This is a genomic window from Pseudorhodobacter sp. (assembly GCF_034675685.1).
GTDB lineage: Bacteria > Pseudomonadota > Alphaproteobacteria > Rhodobacterales > Rhodobacteraceae > Pseudorhodobacter.
In genome coordinates this window covers 366,726-383,773 of sequence record NZ_JAUCDA010000002.1, presented here as the reverse complement: position 1 = coordinate 383,773, position 17,048 = coordinate 366,726, and the positions used below count along the sequence as shown (strand labels likewise).

General features: G+C 59.6%; 14 protein-coding genes and 1 riboswitch. Of the genes, 11 read left to right on the top strand and 3 right to left on the bottom strand.

Translation table 11 applies throughout. The features are described 5' to 3' along the window. The first annotated feature begins 185 nt into the window (after positions 1-185). From VDP61_RS01905 to VDP61_RS01890, 4 genes are all read left to right on the top strand, one after another. Positions 186-1,214 carry an ABC transporter substrate-binding protein gene (locus VDP61_RS01905; protein ID WP_323005240.1) on the top strand — a complete coding sequence of 343 codons (1,029 nt, stop codon included), beginning with the start codon at positions 186-188 and terminating at the stop codon, positions 1,212-1,214. A 5-nt stretch (positions 1,215-1,219) separates the two neighbouring features. Beyond that, complete coding sequence (locus tag VDP61_RS01900) at positions 1,220-3,433, top strand: iron ABC transporter permease (RefSeq protein WP_323005239.1); 2,214 nt, start codon at positions 1,220-1,222, stop codon at positions 3,431-3,433. A gap of 1 nt (position 3,434) precedes the next feature. Next, positions 3,435-4,502, top strand: coding sequence for an ABC transporter ATP-binding protein (locus tag VDP61_RS01895; protein WP_323005238.1), 1,068 nt, complete (start codon positions 3,435-3,437; stop codon positions 4,500-4,502). A gap of 225 nt (positions 4,503-4,727) precedes the next feature. Further along, a riboswitch (FMN riboswitch) is annotated at positions 4,728-4,855 on the top strand. Positions 4,856-4,919: 64 nt separating this feature from the next. Then, positions 4,920-5,423, top strand: a complete 504-nt coding sequence (locus VDP61_RS01890; protein WP_323005237.1) for a 6,7-dimethyl-8-ribityllumazine synthase — start codon at positions 4,920-4,922, stop codon at positions 5,421-5,423. Positions 5,424-5,427: 4 nt separating this feature from the next. Here the strand turns inward: VDP61_RS01890 and VDP61_RS01885 are convergent, their stop codons facing one another. Further along, the gene (locus VDP61_RS01885) at positions 5,428-6,225 is read right to left on the bottom strand and encodes an inositol monophosphatase (protein ID WP_323005236.1); all 798 of its coding nucleotides are present in this window, start codon (positions 6,223-6,225) and stop codon (positions 5,428-5,430) included. Positions 6,226-7,164: 939 nt separating this feature from the next. Between VDP61_RS01885 and VDP61_RS01875 the strand changes: the two genes are divergently transcribed. After that, positions 7,165-7,563 (top strand): hypothetical protein, encoded by a 399-nt coding sequence (locus VDP61_RS01875; protein ID WP_323005235.1) that lies wholly within the window; start codon positions 7,165-7,167, stop codon positions 7,561-7,563. Between the two features lie 85 nt (positions 7,564-7,648). Continuing rightward, positions 7,649-8,002 carry an ArsR/SmtB family transcription factor gene (locus VDP61_RS01870; protein WP_415234226.1) on the top strand — a complete coding sequence of 118 codons (354 nt, stop codon included), beginning with the start codon at positions 7,649-7,651 and terminating at the stop codon, positions 8,000-8,002. Positions 8,003-8,144: 142 nt separating this feature from the next. On the opposite strand, the gene VDP61_RS01865 is transcribed toward VDP61_RS01870, so the two are convergent. Then, the gene (locus VDP61_RS01865) at positions 8,145-8,906 is read right to left on the bottom strand and encodes a DeoR/GlpR family DNA-binding transcription regulator (protein ID WP_323005234.1); all 762 of its coding nucleotides are present in this window, start codon (positions 8,904-8,906) and stop codon (positions 8,145-8,147) included. A gap of 163 nt (positions 8,907-9,069) precedes the next feature. Between VDP61_RS01865 and VDP61_RS01860 the strand changes: the two genes are divergently transcribed. From VDP61_RS01860 to VDP61_RS01840, 5 genes are all read left to right on the top strand, one after another. Continuing rightward, positions 9,070-10,023 (top strand): ABC transporter substrate-binding protein, encoded by a 954-nt coding sequence (locus tag VDP61_RS01860; protein WP_323005233.1) that lies wholly within the window; start codon positions 9,070-9,072, stop codon positions 10,021-10,023. Between the two features lie 74 nt (positions 10,024-10,097). After that, positions 10,098-11,114, top strand: a complete 1,017-nt coding sequence (locus VDP61_RS01855; protein ID WP_323005232.1) for a betaine/proline/choline family ABC transporter ATP-binding protein — start codon at positions 10,098-10,100, stop codon at positions 11,112-11,114. A gap of 3 nt (positions 11,115-11,117) precedes the next feature. Continuing rightward, positions 11,118-13,049, top strand: coding sequence for an ABC transporter permease (locus VDP61_RS01850; protein WP_416236478.1), 1,932 nt, complete (start codon positions 11,118-11,120; stop codon positions 13,047-13,049). Beyond that, positions 13,039-13,917, top strand: a complete 879-nt coding sequence (locus VDP61_RS01845) for a phosphotransferase (protein WP_323005230.1) — start codon at positions 13,039-13,041, stop codon at positions 13,915-13,917. Before VDP61_RS01850 ends, VDP61_RS01845 begins: the two co-directional genes overlap by 11 nt. Next, complete coding sequence (locus VDP61_RS01840; protein WP_323005229.1) at positions 13,914-16,343, top strand: FAD-dependent oxidoreductase; 2,430 nt, start codon at positions 13,914-13,916, stop codon at positions 16,341-16,343. The genes VDP61_RS01845 and VDP61_RS01840 overlap by 4 nt, the downstream gene beginning before the upstream one ends. On the opposite strand, the gene VDP61_RS01835 is transcribed toward VDP61_RS01840, so the two are convergent. Continuing rightward, positions 16,326-16,961, bottom strand: coding sequence for a class I SAM-dependent methyltransferase (locus tag VDP61_RS01835; protein WP_323005228.1), 636 nt, complete (start codon positions 16,959-16,961; stop codon positions 16,326-16,328). The genes VDP61_RS01840 and VDP61_RS01835 overlap by 18 nt on opposite strands. Positions 16,962-17,048 lie beyond the last annotated feature (87 nt).

The following is a 17,048-nucleotide window of genomic DNA, read 5'->3' as shown; positions in this document are numbered from 1 at the left end:
AAAGAGAACGCGGGAGGGGAAAGCGGGGCGCTGGAAGACGTATCGGCAGGGGGCAGGGCAATTTTATCTGGGCCCATCCGTGACTTGGCATCATAATGTAGCAAAACAGGTTGCAACGTTAGCGCAACCGTTGCAACGTGACAGCATAAGAACACCAAGTCAAAAAATATCCTGGGAGGGGAATCATGCGTTACTACACTCTCGCCGCGTCCGTCGCGGCACTGTCCGTTGGGCTTTCGGCTGGCGGTGCAATGGCCGCTGGAAAACTGAACTTCTATTGTTCGGCGCAAGAGGATTGGTGCCAGCTTATGGCCCGCAGCTTTGAAGAAGCCTCGGGGATTGATGTTGATATGACCCGCAAATCCTCAGGCGAGACGTTTGCGCAGGTAAAGGCCGAAGAAGCGAATCCAAAGGGGGATGTTTGGTGGGGCGGCACGGGTGACCCCCATTTGCAAGCTGCCGAGGAAGATCTGACAGAACCCTATATTTCACCGATGCGCGACCAATTGCACCCTTGGGCGATTGCGCAGGCTACCTCGGCGGGCGATAAAACCATCGGTATCTATTCCGGCGCGCTGGGCTTTGGCTATAATACCAAACTTTTGGCCGATAATGGTCTGGCCGCACCCGCCTGTTGGGAAGATTTGACCAAGCCGGAATTCAAGGGCAAGGTGCAGATGGCGAACCCGAATTCCTCGGGTACGGCCTATACCGCACTTGCGACGATGGTACAGTTGTTTGGCGAGGAAAAGGGCTTTGACTATATGAAGCGCTTGCATGCCAATATCAACCAATACACCAAATCCGGCTCTGCCCCGATCAAGGCGGCCGGGCAGGGGGAAACCACTGTCGGCATCGTGTTCATGCATGATTCTGTGGCGCAAACCGTTGCCGGCTTTCCGATCGCGACAGTCGCCCCCTGCGAGGGAACGGGGTATGAGATTGGCTCGATGTCGATCATCAAAGGCGCGCGCAACATGGATGAGGCCAAGCAGTTTTACGATTGGGCGCTTTCAGCCGAGGCGCAGACCCTTGCGCTGCAAGTGAATGCGTTTCAGGTGATGTCGAACAAGGGCGCGCAATCGTCGGACAAGGCCCCGAAACTGGATGAGATCAAGCTGATTGACTATGATTTCAAGCTCTACGGCTCTTCTGATGAACGCAAGCGCCTGCTTTCAAAGTGGGATAACGACGTGTCCACTCTGCCGCAGTAATCCCTTTGCGCATCGTTACAACCGAACGCACGCGCCACCCGGTCTTGATCTTTTGGATCCTTGCCGGGTGGGTCGGATATCTCCTCCTCCCCTGGTATGGGGTGGAGGATTTCTATACATTCGAATGGCTGTTTGATGGCTATCCGATGCATTCGGATTATGCCCCGGCTGCGGTATTGATCGCGCAGGGAAAAAAGCTGTGGCTGGCGCCAATGGTGCTGGCGTTGATCGCGCCGCTGTTCGTGATGCACCGGCGCAAGACTGACCCGATTTATGGCAAGGTGCTGATTGTTGCGGGCGGCTTTGGCTTTGCATGGATGATTGCGCAGGGGCTTGGCATTGGCTTGCGCGGTTTCTCTTATGGGTGGCTGACGGCGCTGTTTGGCCCGTTGGAGGACCGGCAATTTGGCATGGGATATGGCGCGTTGGTCGTCGCCTCCTCGTTTCTGTTTCTGTTTACCCAAGGCATTGCAGCGCGTGGCGCGGTGAATGGCGATGTGTTTGTGACGGCAGCGATTGGTGGCGTGATCACGATCGTCAGCATCTTTGTGTTTTTCCCTATCATCAAGATGCTGGGGGCCGCATTTGTTTCAGATGATGGAGGCTATTCGGTTGTCGAATTTCTGGGCAAGTTCGTAGACCGGCGTATTTGGGGGCTTGGCTGTTTTACCGGCACCAATTGCGGTTCAGCGTGGAATTCGCTGTTTCTGGCGGTGTTGGTCGGGCTGATTACCACCATTTTGGGCCTGATTTTCGCACTCGTCCTCACCCGGTCAAGTTTTAAGTACAAGCAGGCTTTGCGTGCGTTGACGGTGCTGCCGATTATCACACCGCCTTTTGTCATTGGCCTTGCGCTGATCTTGTTGTTCGGCATGTCTGGCACCGTCACTCAATGGGTTTCTGGCCTGTTGGGCATACAGCCGACCCGCTGGCTTTACGGCCTTCCGGGGCTGTTGATCGCACAGGTTCTGGCCTTTACCCCAATTGCCTTTTTGGTGATGATCGGCGTGGTTGAGGGCGTTTCGCCCAGCATGGAAGAAGCGGCGCAAACCCTGCGGGCAAATCGCTGGCAGGTGTTTCGGACGGTCTCTTTGCCGCTGATGCGCCCCGGTCTGGCGAACGCGTTTTTGCTGGGTTTCATCGAGTCGATGGCCGATTTTGGTAACCCGCTGGTGCTGGGCGGCAATTTCGATGTGCTGAGCACCGAAATATTTTTTGCCATCGTCGGCGCGCAATATGACCAAAGCCGCGCGGCGATTCTGGCGATGGTTCTTTTGGGTTTCACCCTTGGCGCATTCTATTTGCAACGCTTCTGGCTGGGCAAGAAAAGCTATACGACCGTCACCGGCAAGGGTGATGCCGGGGTGCACCCGCAGATGCCATTGGGCCTTGCGCTGCCGGTTTACGCCATCGCGGCGCTGTGGGGGCTGTTTACCATCGGGGTCTATGTTTACATCGTCTACGGCTCTTTCGTGCAGCTTTGGGGGGTGGATGACACGCTGACCTTCAAGCATTATCTGACCGCTTTTGCCGTAAGCTGGGGTGATACCGGGTTCCGCTGGACCGGATCGGCCTGGGACAGTTTCTTTACCACGATCATGATCGCAACCATTGCGGCGCCCTTCACGGCTGCGGTGGGGTTGATTACCGCCTATTTGCTGACCCGTCAGGATTTTGCCGGCAAGAAATCGTTTGAATTCGGGACGATGCTGTCTTTTGCCATTCCGGGCACGGTGATCGGGGTTGCCTATATTCTGGCGTTCAACGTTCCCCCGATCGAGATTACCGGGACGGGGATCATTTTGATCATCAGCTTTGTGTTCCGCAACATGCCGGTTGGTGTGCGCGCGGGGATTGCGTCGATGAGCCAGTTGGACAAGTCGCTGGACGAATCTTCGCTGACGCTTGGGGCGAATTCGTGGCAAACTTTCCGGCTGGTCATTCTGCCCTTGCTGCGCCCCGCGATTCTGGCCGCATTGGTGTATAGTTTCGTGCGCGCGATGACGGCGATTTCGGCTGTGATCTTTCTGGTTTCGGCGCGCTATGACATGGCGACCAGCTATATCATCGGGCGGGTTGAGAATAACGACTATGGGCTGGCGATTGCCTATTCAACGGCGCTGATACTTGTGATGCTGATTGCGGTTGGGCTGCTTCAGCTGGCGGTTGGGCGGACAAAAATCGGGCGGCGGTCGTCATCACATTCCGGAGGGCATTAACATGGTCAAGATCAACGCCAAGGCCGCCTCGGTCAGTTTTCGAGGCGTGACCAAGATTTACGGGCGCGATGTGGTGGCTGTGGACAACATTGATCTGGAGGTGGCTGCGGGGTCTTTGGTGACATTGCTGGGGCCTTCGGGCTGCGGAAAAACCACGACATTGCGGATGATCGCCGGGCTGGAGATGGCCAGCAAAGGGCAGATCTTTATTGGCGACAAGGATGTGACCACCCTGCCGGCTACGGATCGCGATGTGTCGATGGTGTTTCAATCCTACGCGCTGTTTCCACATATGACGGTGATGGAAAATGTAAGCTATGGCCTGAAGTTTTCCGGCTTTGACAAGGCGGAAACCAAGGATCGGGCGGTGGCTGGGTTGGGGTTGGTTGGGTTGACAGGCTATGGCGACCGATTGCCAAGCGAACTTTCGGGCGGGCAGCAGCAACGGGTCGCGGTGGCACGCGCGCTTGTCCTGGAACCGCAGGTTTTGCTGTTTGATGAGCCGCTGTCGAATTTGGATGCAAAATTGCGGCGACAGGTACGCGAGGAAATCCGCGAGATTCAGCAAAATCTGGGCCTGACGGTGGTTTATGTGACCCATGATCAGGAAGAGGCGCTGGCCGTTTCGGACGAAATTGTCGTGATGCGCAATGCGGGAATCGCCCAGAAAGGCACGCCGCGGGATTTGTATGAAGCCCCGGCAAGCGCCTTTGTCGCAGATTTTATCGGCGAGGCGAATTTGATCCCCTGCGAAATTCTATCCGTCTCGGGGGATATGGCCGAGATTGGCATCGGGTCGTTCCGCCATTCTTTGAATTCCCGTGGGTTAAAGCCCGGAAAGGCGAGGGTTGCGGTGCGGCCCAGCCGGGTCAGAATCGGCGCGGACGGGCAGGGGATGCCCGCCAGAATCGCCAAGGCGACCTATGTGGGCAGCCGGATGGAATATACGGTTGAGGCCGAGTTTGGCAGCCTTTTTGCGGTTCTGGATGACGTGACCCGACCGCTGAAAATCGGGGATGAGGTCATGCTGTCTTTTGCTGCCTCGGGGCCGGTTCTGGTGCCTGAATAGGGGCGGGTGCCGTTCCGGATCAGCCGATATGAAAATTTATGGTCTACCGCCCCGGTGCCGACCCTTGGCGCAGCGTTCCGGCAAAAAAACCTAAATCGCCAATACCCTGCCGGGCTACGCGCCGTTGGGATGCTGGCGGTCAACGAAGTATCATGTATTTCCCGAAACCTTTAAATCCCGCGCCGTGATATGGCTTGCCAATATGTCGCGCATGGTTTTAGGTGAGGGCGTTCTCGGGGCGGGGCGCAATTCCCCACCGGCGGTAATAGCCCGCGAGCGCCCTTGTCATAAGGGGTCAGCAGACCCGGTGTAATTCCGGGGCCGACGGTATAGTCCGGATGGAAGGAACAACGGCTGCGGTGGTTTTTACTGCCTTGGCTGCGCCTTGGGGGCCTTACAGGTAACGGGAAGGTTCCTATGACTGAAAAACTGACTATCGCCTTTATCAAGGCGCGCTGGCACGCCGGGATCGTAGATCAGGCTTTGCTGGGATTTATAGAGGAAATGAAGGCCGCCGGGCGTGATGCGCATGTGGTGACCTATGACGTGCCCGGCGCGTTTGAAATGCCGCTGCTGGCGCAAAAACTGGCGGCGACCGGCAAGTTTGATGCCATTGTGGCAGCGGCTTTGGTGGTCGATGGCGGAATTTACCGGCATGATTTTGTGGCTGCTGCCGTGGTAAACGGGCTGATGGAGGCGCAGATGAAAACCGGGGTTCCGGTGTTTTCCGTCAGTCTGACGCCGCATCATTTTCAGCCGACGAATGAGCATGTGAATTTTTTTGCCCAGCATTTCCTGACCAAAGGCGCCGAGGCCGCGCAGGCGGTCTTGGCTGTGGTGGGTATTGATGTGGATGCGCCACTTGCGATGGGCAGCACTGCGGCCCCGGCCCCGCCAGAGCCGAAGACGAAGGGTAAGTAAAGCGTCAGGATCGGTAAGACTGATCGGCCAAGCGCTTGATTTCGTCAAATAATTCAGCGGTGGCTACGATAACGCGGCCACCGTCTCTTATCATCGCATCGGCATTTTGCGCCTCAACCCTGCCGCCCGCCTCTTCGATCATCAACTGGCCTGCAAGGCAGTCCCATGCGTTCATATGTTCTTCGACATAACCCAGCAGCTTGCCCTGCGCGACATAGGCCAGGCTAAGCGCGCCCGAGCCATTGCGCCAAAACACGCCGCCAGCCTTGGTGATCAGGTCAATCAGGGTGATGACAGCGCCGCCTGCACGGGTCCGGCCCGAAAAGCCAACGCCAAGCGAGCCGTTGGTCAGCGGGCGGCCCTGTAGCACCCGGATCGGTTTGCCATTGCAAAAGGCACCGCTGCCGCGCTGCGCGTGGTTGCATTCGTCATGCACAGGGTCGTGAATAACGCCCACCACGGTTTGCGCGTCTTGCACGATGGCGATCGCGACGCACCATTGCGGAATGCCGTGAATGAAATTGGTGGTGCCGTCGATCGGGTCGATGACCCAGGTAAAGCCAGAGGTGCCTGTGGTTGCTTCCTCCTCCTCGCCTACGATGGCATCCTTGGGAAAGGCCGCCGCGATGGCCGTGCGGATAAGGGCCTCGACATTTTTGTCGGCCTCGGACACGAAATCCTGATGCGATTTGGATTCGATTGTTAGGGTATCAAAGCTGTTGAAATACGTCAGGCCAAGTGCGCCAGCTTGCCGCGCGATGGATTGGGCGGCGGTATAGCGGCTGGTAATTTCACTGGTCATGGCAGGCCCCCTGTTATGCGTGGCCAGCATGCCGAAACAGGGGGCCGATGCAAGCAGGTTGTCTTGCCCAAATTTGACTTTTGTAAAAACCACCCCGGCATTTTTGTCGCCGGTTCGTCGAATATAGTGGGGCGATTGGTCGATATACTAGGCGCTGGCAAGATCGCCCCATACATCCAGATGTTCGGCATCATTTCCGGCCTGCGGGCGGCCTGACGCCAATGGTGGCGCGGGCCTTGCCTCTCGCCAAGGACGAAATCACCGGACCAGACAGGATCGCCATCAGACAGCGGGACCAGTCCGGCATCGGGCAAGGTCAGCATGAATGCGGCAAAGCCTGCGCGGGGCCGATCACCTGGCAACACTGATAGTGCCGGGTGAAAACGACGGCCTCGTCCATCTTGGCTGGCCGCGGCACTTCCCCGCGGGATTTCACGCCTTTTGCCATGGGTCTATCGCCCCCTCTCAGCCGCCGAGGGTGACCTTGACTTCCGAAGCCCTGCGTTTTGAAAAAACGGATGTGGATAGGGTCGGCATCTGCCCCCGCCAATGCGCCAAAGTTAAAGGTGGCAACCGCAAGCGTCGGGTTGCCCCAGCCAATTTCAGAATGACAGAGGCGTCGGGTGCAAAAACAGACACGGAAACCGTGTTGCCGCTTTCAGCAATTTTTGGTGCAGTCAGGCTAACGCCTGTACCATCGGCGACCGACCACTCCCGATAGGAAAAACGCGACCATCAGCAAAATGCAGGGCGGCAGAAAGCTCCAAAACCCGGCAAGTGCCGCGCCTGTCCTGCCCGTTTTCTTTTCGGCACAAATATCCCACGGGGGGTCCGGGGGGTGTGAAACCCCCCGGCCTTTCCCAAAGGGTTGCCCTATAAGGGCTTGCACCCACACTTATTCATATTACAATGTGAATATGTCTTGGCGGGTCATCACTCATGCTCATCACTGCCAAAAGCCACTTGTCTGCGCTGCACCCCTGCCTGTTGGCGGTAGCTTTTGCAGTGCCGAGGGTCGCTTTGGCGCAGGGTCTGACGCTGTACATGGTTGAACAGCCCGGTTGCATTTACTGTGCGCGCCGGGATACCGGGGGCGGTGATGCCTCTCACAAGGGCACCGGGTGGCAGGCCGCATCTTTGCAGCGCATCCAGTTGCGCGACCCACTGCGCCAAGATGTCCGCCTTGCCCGCAAGGCGGCTTTCACGCCGACCTTCGTTCTGATGCATGATGGGCAAGAACCGGAGCAGGCTGGGGGATACCTCGGCGAGGATTTCTTTTACGCGGTGCTGGGGGTGGGGCCGAAAAACGCCGCTCTTGCGCCCGACCAATTGACGTGACTGGCTTTATTTGTGGTGGCGCGGCTGTTCGTGCCATAAGCGGGCAAAGTCAAACGGGCCGATCGCCCAAGGGAGAGCGCGGGGCATGCCGCCTGACACAACCAGATCAATACCCCAGACCGGCGCAACCTGTGCCGCAATTCCGCCTGAAAAGATGCTGGAAAACGCTGTCGATGCGGCGAACTTCCTGAAGGCGCTCGCGCATGAGGGGCGGTTGATGATCCTGTGTCACCTGTCCTCGGGGCCGAAAAGCGTGACGGAATTGGAAAACCTGTTGTCGTCGCGACAGGCGGCGGTCAGCCAACAGCTTGCCCGGTTACGGCTGGAAGGGCTGGTTTCGGCGCGGCGAGAGGGCAAGGCGATTTTTTATTCCTTGCGAGATCCCAAGGTCATTCGGGCCGTAGCCCTGGTTTACGAAATGTTTTGCAACCCAAGCTGATCATCGCCAAAGGGACTCTGCATGGGAAGTTTTCCCTTTGGCCTATGGCTGGCTTTGGTGGGGCCGGTTGCAGCGCCGGTTACGGGGCTTGTGCGGGGCCTTGCTGCGGCTTGCGGCAGTTGATTGGGGGGTATCAGCCGGGTCAGGCAGGCGCCGCGATTGTCAGCTTTACCCCCGCCTGTTTCAGGCTGCTGGCTGTGGGGCCCGAGACGGGCGCATCGGTGACCAGCGCATCCAGCCCATCAAAGCCGCAAACCGTGACCAGCCCGCGCCGCCCGAATTTGGTCGCATCGGTCACCAGCACGCGGCGTTCGGCGCGTGCCAGCAGGGCGCGGGCAAATTCGACCTCGGTTGCCTCATAATCCATCACCTCGGCCCCGGTGACGGCCCCGGCTGAAATAAAGGCATGGGTCGCGGAAAACCCGTTCACAAAGCGCACGGCCGCAGCCCCCAGCACCGCCCCGCTGTCACCGATGATTTCGCCCCCCGCCAGAAACACCCGGTTGCCTTCGCCCCCCGCCAGCGTCCGGGCGGCATCGGTGGAATTGGTGATGATGGTCAGCCGCTTATGCCTGGTCAGCGCGCGGGCAAGGAAACTGGTCGTGGTGCCGGTGTCCATCATCACCGCGTCACCATGGCACACGCTTGCGGCAGCGGCGGCGGCAATCGCCTGTTTGGCGGCGGCATTTTCACGCATGCGGCGGCGAAACGGGGCCTCACCCGCCTGCAAAGACAGGCTGATCGCGCCGTGCATCCGCAACACCGTACCGCCATCAACCAAAGGGCGTACATCGCGGCGGATGGTTTCAAGGCTGACATCCATCGCCTCGGCCAGTGCCGAGATGGTCACGGTGCCTTCGCTATCCAGTATCTTCAAAATCTCGGCATGGCGTTTTGACAGCATGGTTTGCCCTGGGTATGTGCCCGTTATTTTGGCTCTACCCCAGAAAATCGGGCATAACCAGTCATAAAAAACACATAAACCCACAAAATACATTTGACTCGTGTACAGAGCCGCGCGTTACTTGGTGGAATAAGTGCAAAGTATTGGAAGGGGGGAGATGACAATGACGCATAAATTCCGTTTGGCCGTTTCAGCCATGGCGATAGTGGCGGGGGCTGCAGCAGGCGGGGCCGCAGCGCAGGAAAGCAGCGACCCGATCAAGCTGACGTTGCATGATTGGACGGGGCAGTTGATCACGACACAGATCATGGGATCAGTCCTGCAAAAGGCCGGCTATGCTGTGGAATATGTGCAGGCCGATTACCTTGCGCAATTTGCCGGGCTGGAAACCGGCGATCTGCATCTGGCGATGGAGATGTGGGAAACCACCGGGCGCGATGCGATGGACGTTGCAACCGCAACCGGCAAGGTTGTCAACCTTGGCCCGACCGGGCTGAAAGCCAAGGAAGAATGGTGGTATCCGGCCTATATGGTCGAGCAATGCCCCGGCCTGCCGGATTGGAAGGCCCTGATGGAACCCGCCTGCGCCGAGGCGTTTGCAACTGCGGAAACCGCACCAAAGGGGCGCTATCTGGGCGGCCCGGTAACATGGGGCGGTTTTGATGAGGAACGGATAGAGGCGCTGGACCTGCCGTTTGAGGTGATTCATGCAGGCACCGATGCGGCCCTGTTTGCCGAGCTGGAATCAGCCATTCAGCGCAAGGCCCCGGTGTTGCTGTGGATCTACGCGCCGCATTGGGCCCCCGCGAAATATGAGGGCGACTGGGTCGCCTTTCCGGAATACACGCCCGAATGTTACAGTGACCCGGCCTGGGGCATAAACCCCGATATGGCCTATGATTGCGGCAAACCCTTTGGTGAGATTTGGAAAGTGGCTTGGGCAGGCATGGCGGAAAAATGGCCGGGGGCCGAAAAAGCGGCAAAGGCATTCACCATTGATAACACAGAGATGGGCGCGATGATTACCGAAGTTGATCTGAACGGCCAGACGGTCGACGCCGTGGTAGCCGATTGGATGACCAAGAATGAGGCGCGCTGGTCGGGCTGGATCAACTGATCTGGCGCAGCCCCTTTGGCTGCTTCCCGCGATCCCATCACGGGGGGCGGCCTGCCTTTTGATCGGAGATTTGCGTGACTGACCCTGCGCCAAAGCTGCTGTGCCGCGATGTTTGGAAGATTTTTGGCCCGAATGGGGCGGGTGTGTTGGCCGATTTGGGGGCCGATGCCACGGGGGCCCAGTTTGATGCGCGCGGCCATGTGGCGGCGGTGCGGGCGGTGGATTTGGCAGTGAATGAGGGCGAGGTTTTTGTCATCATGGGCTTGTCGGGTTCGGGAAAATCAACGCTGGTGCGGTGTTTGTCACGGTTGATAGAGCCAACCTCGGGTGAGATCTGGTTTCTGGGCCAGAATTTGCTGGCCGCCAGTGACGCTGAAATGCGGCACCTGCGGCGGCACAAGATGGGGATGGTGTTTCAGCATTTCGCGCTGTTGCCGCATATGTCGGTTTTGCACAACGTCGCGTTTCCATTGGAGGTGCAGGGCGTGGCCCGTGCCACCCGCGAGAGTACCGCCAGAAAGATGATCGCCCTTGTCGGCCTTGCCGGGCGCGAAGATGCCTTGCCGCGCCAGCTTTCGGGCGGGCAACAGCAACGGGTCGGCATTGCGCGCTCGCTTGCGGCCGACCCCGAGCTGTGGTTTCTGGATGAGCCATTCTCGGCGCTGGACCCGCTGATCCGGCGCGAAATGCAGGATGAATTCATGCGCCTGCAATCGGTGCTGAAAAAGACCATCGTGTTCATCACGCATGACTTCGATGAGGCGATACGCCTGGCCGACAAGATCGCCATCATGAAAGATGGCGCAGTGGTGCAACAGGGCACACCCGAAGATATCGTTTTGAACCCGGCGACCGATTATGTTGCCGAATTTACCGGTGCGGTGCCGCGTGCCAAGGTGGTGCGGGTGGCCTCGGTTATGCGGGCCGCTGGTGGGGCTGTGCCGGCGCTGTCGATTGCCGCCAGTGCCAAGGTGGCCGAGGCAGCGCCGCTGTTTTTGACCGAAACCGTGCTGCGCGTGGTGGATGCGCAGAATGAGACCCTTGGGCATTTGCAGCGCGAGGATGTCGTTGCGTTGATGCTGGGGGGCTAGGCGATGCGGGTGGCGGCGATCTGGGTAGGGGTTTTGGGGCTGTTCTGGGCGTTTGCAGCCTTGGCCCGGCCGTTGCTGCCCTGGGCGTTTGACTGGCCGAAAGCCATGGTGATGCCCGCCGCCAAGTGGATTTCCCGGTTTACCAAATGGCTGTTGAATGACGCGAGTTTCGGGCTGTTTACATTTCAGGAACTGACGCGCTGGATTTCGGCGATGGTCGAGGCCCCCTACCGCATTGTCACGGGGGCGTTGTCAGAGGGATGGGGCGGGCTGCCGCCGCTGTCCTGGCTGGCCGTGGTTGTGTTGGTGGTGCTGGTTGGGCATCGGGCAGGCGGGCTGCGCCTGGCGCTGTTGTCGGGGGCGTGCTTTTTGTTTGTTGCGATCTTTGGGCAGTGGACATCTGCAATGATCACGCTTGCCTCTATCTTGATTGCGGTGCCGATCGGGGTGGCGGGCGGTATGGCTTTGGGGCTTGCAGCCTATCGCTGGCCGGGTTTTGCAAAGGCGATAACGCCAGTATTGGACCTGATGCAGACCATCCCGGTTTTTGCGTATCTGGTGCCGATTCTGATCTTGTTTGGCTTTGGCCCGGTGGCGGCGGTGATTGCGACGGTGATTTATGCAATGCCGCCGATGACGCGGATCACGCTGCTTTCCTTGCAGCGGGTGCCGGATGAATTGCGCGATCTGGGCAATATGGTTGGTTGTACAAACCATCAGATGACCTGGCGGGTGATGGTGCCATCGGCCAAGGCAGGGCTGATGGTGGGGGTCAATCAGGTTATCATGCTGTCGCTGAACATGGTGATTATCGCCTCGATGATCGGGGCGGGGGGCCTTGGGTTTGATGTGTTGGCGGCCCTGCGGCGGCTGGATTTCGGCGCGGGGCTGGAGGCGGGGTTTGCCATTGTTGCGCTTGCGATTGCGCTGGACCGCATTTCGCAGGCCCTGGCGCAAGAGCGGGTGATTACAGCCACAGCCCGCAATGCGTATTTGTGGGCGGCGTTTGCGACGATCGGGCTGGCGGCGGTGCTGGCCTTGGTTCTGCCGGGGGTGCAGCGCTATCCCGAGGGCTGGCAGCTTTCGACCGGCACATTCTGGGGCGGGGTGGTCGAATGGATCAACGTCAATTACTTCGACATGCTTGAGGCTGTGAAAAATACGCTGCTGCTGAATGTGCTGATCCCGTTCAAGCGGTTGTTGATCGGGTTGCCCTGGGCCGGGGTCGCGTTGCTGTTGGGCTTTGTTGGCTGGCGGTTGCAGGGGTGGCGTCTGGCCGGATTGGTGGCTGTGCTTGTGGTGCTGATCGCGGCCACCGGGCTGTGGGACAAGGCGATGACCACGGTTTATCTTTGCGGAATCTCGGTGGCAATTGCGATGCTGATCGGGTTGCCGATTGGCGTTGCGGCAGCGGAACGCGACAGCCTGTGGCACTGGGTGCGGCTGGCGATTGATACGCTGCAAACCTTGCCGTCCTTTGTGTATCTGATGCCTGCGGTCATGCTGTTTCGGGTGGGTGATTTTACCGCGATGATTGCCGTGGTGGCCTATGCGATTGCGCCGGCCATCCGTTATACTGCGCTGGGCTTGCAAGGCGTGGACCCGCGCTTGATAGAGGCAGGGCGGGCGATGGGTTGCACGCCGTGGCAAATACTGACGCGGATCAAACTGCGCCTCGCCCTGCCGGAAATCATGCTGGGCGTGAACCAGACCATCATGTTCGCGCTGTCGATGCTGGTGATCACAGCCCTGGTCGGCACGCGCGACCTGGGGCAAGAGGTGTATATTGCGCTGACCAAGGCGGATTCCGGGCGCGGTTTGGTGGCCGGGCTTGCGGTGGCGTTCATCGCAATCATTGCTGATCGGCTGATCGGCGCTGCGGCGGCACGCGCACGGGCGCGGCTGGGGATGGCGGGGGTGGGCAATGATACCTGACCGGATATTGGCGCTGCCCTGCTGGCAGGGTGATGTGGTGGCGGAACCGCTGTCGGGGGGGCTTTCAAACGAGATTTGGAAGGTAACGGATGCGGCGGGTGCGCATGTGGTGCGCTTTGGTGTCGATTACCCGTTTCACCACGTCAGCCGTGCGCGCGAGGCAATGGCGTCGCGGGCCGCCCATGCTGCGGGTTTTGCGCCTGCGGTGGAATACTCTGCGCCGGCGGTGATGGTTTCGGCGTTCATTGAAGCGCGAACATGGACGGCGGCGGATGTGGTGGCGCAGCCCGAACGGGTCGCGAATTTTCTACGAAAATTCCACCAAACCATGCCGGAATATGTGCGCGGTGAGGCCGCGCTATTCTGGGTGTTTCATGTTGTTCGTGACTATGCGCGGGTATTGGCCGGGTCATGCCATGCCAAGGCCTTGCCCGGATTTCTGGCGCTTTCCGCCGCGCTGGAGGCGGTGCAGGTACCGCTGCCGATTGTGTATGCCCACAATGACCTGCTGCCTGCGAATATCCTGGATGACGGCGCGCGATTGTGGCTGATTGATTATGAATATGCCGGGTTTTCGACGGGTTTGTTTGATCTGGCGGGGGCCGCGTCAAATGCCGGAATGACGGCAGAACAATCCCTGATCCTGCTGGAAACCTATTTCCAAAAACCGCCGGATGCTGGCCTGTTGCGCGCTTTTGAGGCGATGAAATGCGCGGCGCTGCTGCGCGAAACCATGTGGGCCATGGTCTCGGACCTGCATTTGTCGGCACCGGGGGCCGATTACGGCGCCTATATCCGTGAAAACCAAACCCGTCTGACCACACAGATTGCCGCCTATGAGGCGCATTATGGAAAGCTTTTGCCATGACCCTGCCCACCCATGCCCAAATTGTCGTTATCGGGGGCGGCATCATCGGATGTTCGACCGCCTATCATCTGGCCAAAGATCATGGCGCCGATGTGGTGCTGCTGGAGCAGGGCCGCCTGACCAGCGGGTCAACCTGGCATGCGGCGGGGTTGGTGGGGCAGTTGCGGTCGTCGGCCTCGATCACCAAGGTCTTGAAATACTCGGTTGATTTGTACAAGCGGCTGGATGCCGAAACCGGGCTGGAGACGGGTTGGAAGATGACGGGCTGTTTGCGGCTGGCGACGAATGAGGATCGCTGGACGGAATACAAACGGCTGGCGACCACGGCGGGCAGTTTCGGGATGGAGATGCATCTGATCTCAGCCGCGGAGGTCAAGCGGATGTGGCCGTTGATGGATGTGTCCGATCTGGTCGGGGCCAGTTGGTTGCCGACGGACGGCCAGGCCAGCCCGTCAGATATCACGCAATCGCTGGCCAAAGGCGCGCGGATGCATGGGGCCAGGATTGTTGAAGGCGTGCGGGTGACGGGCTTTGCGATGGACGGCGCGCGGATAACCGGCGTTCACACCACAAAAGGCACGATTATGGCGGAAACGGTGGTCAATTGTGCGGGGCAATGGGCGCGGCAGGTGGGAAATATGGTGGGCATCAACGTGCCGTTGCAGCCGGTCAAACATCAATACATCATCACCGACCCGATTGCGGGCCTGTCGCCCGATGCACCGACGTTGCGTGACCCGGATCGGCGCACTTATTTCAAGGAAGAAGTTGGCGGGTTGGTGATGGGCGGCTATGAGCCGAACCCGCAGCCTTGGCTGACGGATGATGTGCCCGATGATTGGGAATTTCGCCTGTTTGGCGATGATTTCGACCATTTTGAGCAGCACATGGAACAGGCGATGTTTCGTGTGCCTGCGCTGGCGGATGCGGGCGTCAAGCAGATGATCAACGGGTCAGAAAGCTTTACCCCGGATGGCAATTTCATCCTTGGTCGCGCGCCGGAATGTGAAAACATGTATGTCGGCGCGGGGTTTAACGCCTTTGGCATCGCCTCGGGTGGGGGCGCCGGCTGGGTGCTGGCCGAATGGGCGATGAGCGGCGAGGCACCGCTGGACCTGTGGGCCGTGGATATCTTGCGGTTTTCACAGATGCACCGCGATCGGCAGTGGGTTTGCGCCCGCACGCTGGAGGCTTACGGCAAGCATTACAGCATCGGCTTTCCGCATGAGGAATATACCTCTGGGCGGCCCCGTATCGTCTCGCCTCTCTATGCGCGGTTGCAGGCACAAGGGGCGGTGTTCGGCTCTAAACTGGGGTGGGAGCGGCCAAATTGGTTCGCGCCGGAGGGGGTGGAGGCGTGCGATATTTATTCCATGGGGCGGCAGAATTGGTTTGAGGCGGTGGGGGCGGAACATGCCCATGTCCGAAACCATGCAGGGCTGTTCGACCAAAGCTCATTTGCGAAATACGAGCTGTCGGGGCCGGGGGCCACCGATGCGCTGGCCCGGCTTTGTGCGGGGCATGTAGGGCGGCCCGTGGGGCGTGTGACCTACACCCAGCTTTTGAATACCCGCGGCGGGATTGAGGCAGATCTGACCGTGGCGCGGCTGGCCGAGGATCGGTTTTATATCGTTACGGGAACAGGGTTTCGGACCCATGATATGGCGTGGATTGCCAGCCATTTGCCAGACGAGGGCTGCGTGTTGCGCGATGTGACCGAAGATTTCGGCACCCTGTCGCTGATGGGGCCCAAAGCGCGGGATATTCTGGCACTGGTGACGGCGCAGGATGTGTCCAATACGGCGTTTCCCTTTGGGGCGGTGCAGGAATTGACCATCGCTGGCGCGGATGTGCGGGCGCTGCGCCTGACCTATGTCGGAGAATTGGGCTGGGAGTTGCATGTGCCGATTGCCGCGATTGGCAAGGTATATGACGCGCTGATGGTGGCGGGTGCGGCGCATCGGCTGCGGCCTGTGGGGTACAGGGCGCTGGAAAGCCTGCGGTTGGAAAAGGGCTATCGCGCGTGGTCGTCGGATATCACACCGAATGACACACCGATGGAGGCAGGTTTGGGCTGGGCTGTGCGCAAAACCAATGCGGGCTTCATCGGAGCAGAGGCCTTGGCGAGGCCGGGGCCGCTGACCAAGCGTTTTGCGGGCTTTACGCTGGAGGATCACGCGGTGGTTCTGGTGGGGCGTGAGACGATTTTGCGCAACGGTGAGGCGGTGGGCTATCTGACCTCGGGCGGCTACGGCTATACCATCGGGAAATCGGTTGGCTATGGCTATGTGCGCAATTCCGGCGGGGTTAGTGACGATTTTCTGGCCGCCGGCAGCTATGCTTTGGTTGTGGCATCCCAAACCTACCCGGCGCAAATCATGCTGGAGGCGCCGTATGATCCCTCCAATTCACGCGTGAAGACGTAGGACGATAGCGCGGCTGGGGGCGGTTGCGGCCTCGCCCGGCATCGAGATGTAGGGCGCGGTTTCCTCGGCCAAGGTTAGCAGGCCCTCGCCCGCCAGTCGCGCTATTTCAGTGGCAAACCCGCCTTCCCAAACCGTGCCTTTTACCGTGGCCACGATGACGCCACCGGGGCGCGTGATGCGAACCAGTTCGGCCAGGGCCTCGGCCCCGACATGGCCTGTGGTAAAGACGCCTGTGCACAAAACCGCCGCATAGGCCCCGGCTGCAAAGGGCAATGCGGTGCCAAGGGCGATGGTGTGCAGCTTGGTGTAAACGCCTTTGCGCGCGGCAACCGCCAACATCCCCGCCGAGATATCAAGCGCCTCAACCACCGGATAGCCGATGATCCCCATCCACTCGCCGACCATGCCGGTACCCGCGCCCGCGTCCAGAATCGGCCCCGCACCGGGCGGCAGGTGCCGGGCCAGAAGGGCCAGCGCGATTGAGGGGTGGCGGTAGCCCGCTTGCCGCATTTCGGCCTCATAGGTTTCGGCCCAGTTGTCATAGGCCTGCGCCACCTGCGCCGGGTTGCTGGCACCGTAAACCGCGCCCAGATGGCCATCGTGTTTGTCTTTCCCCACGGTTCCTCCTGGGTTTTGCCCCTGCAGTCGTTACCAACAACTATAGCCAGATCGCGGCATTTGTGAAACCGTGATGATAAGGTGGTG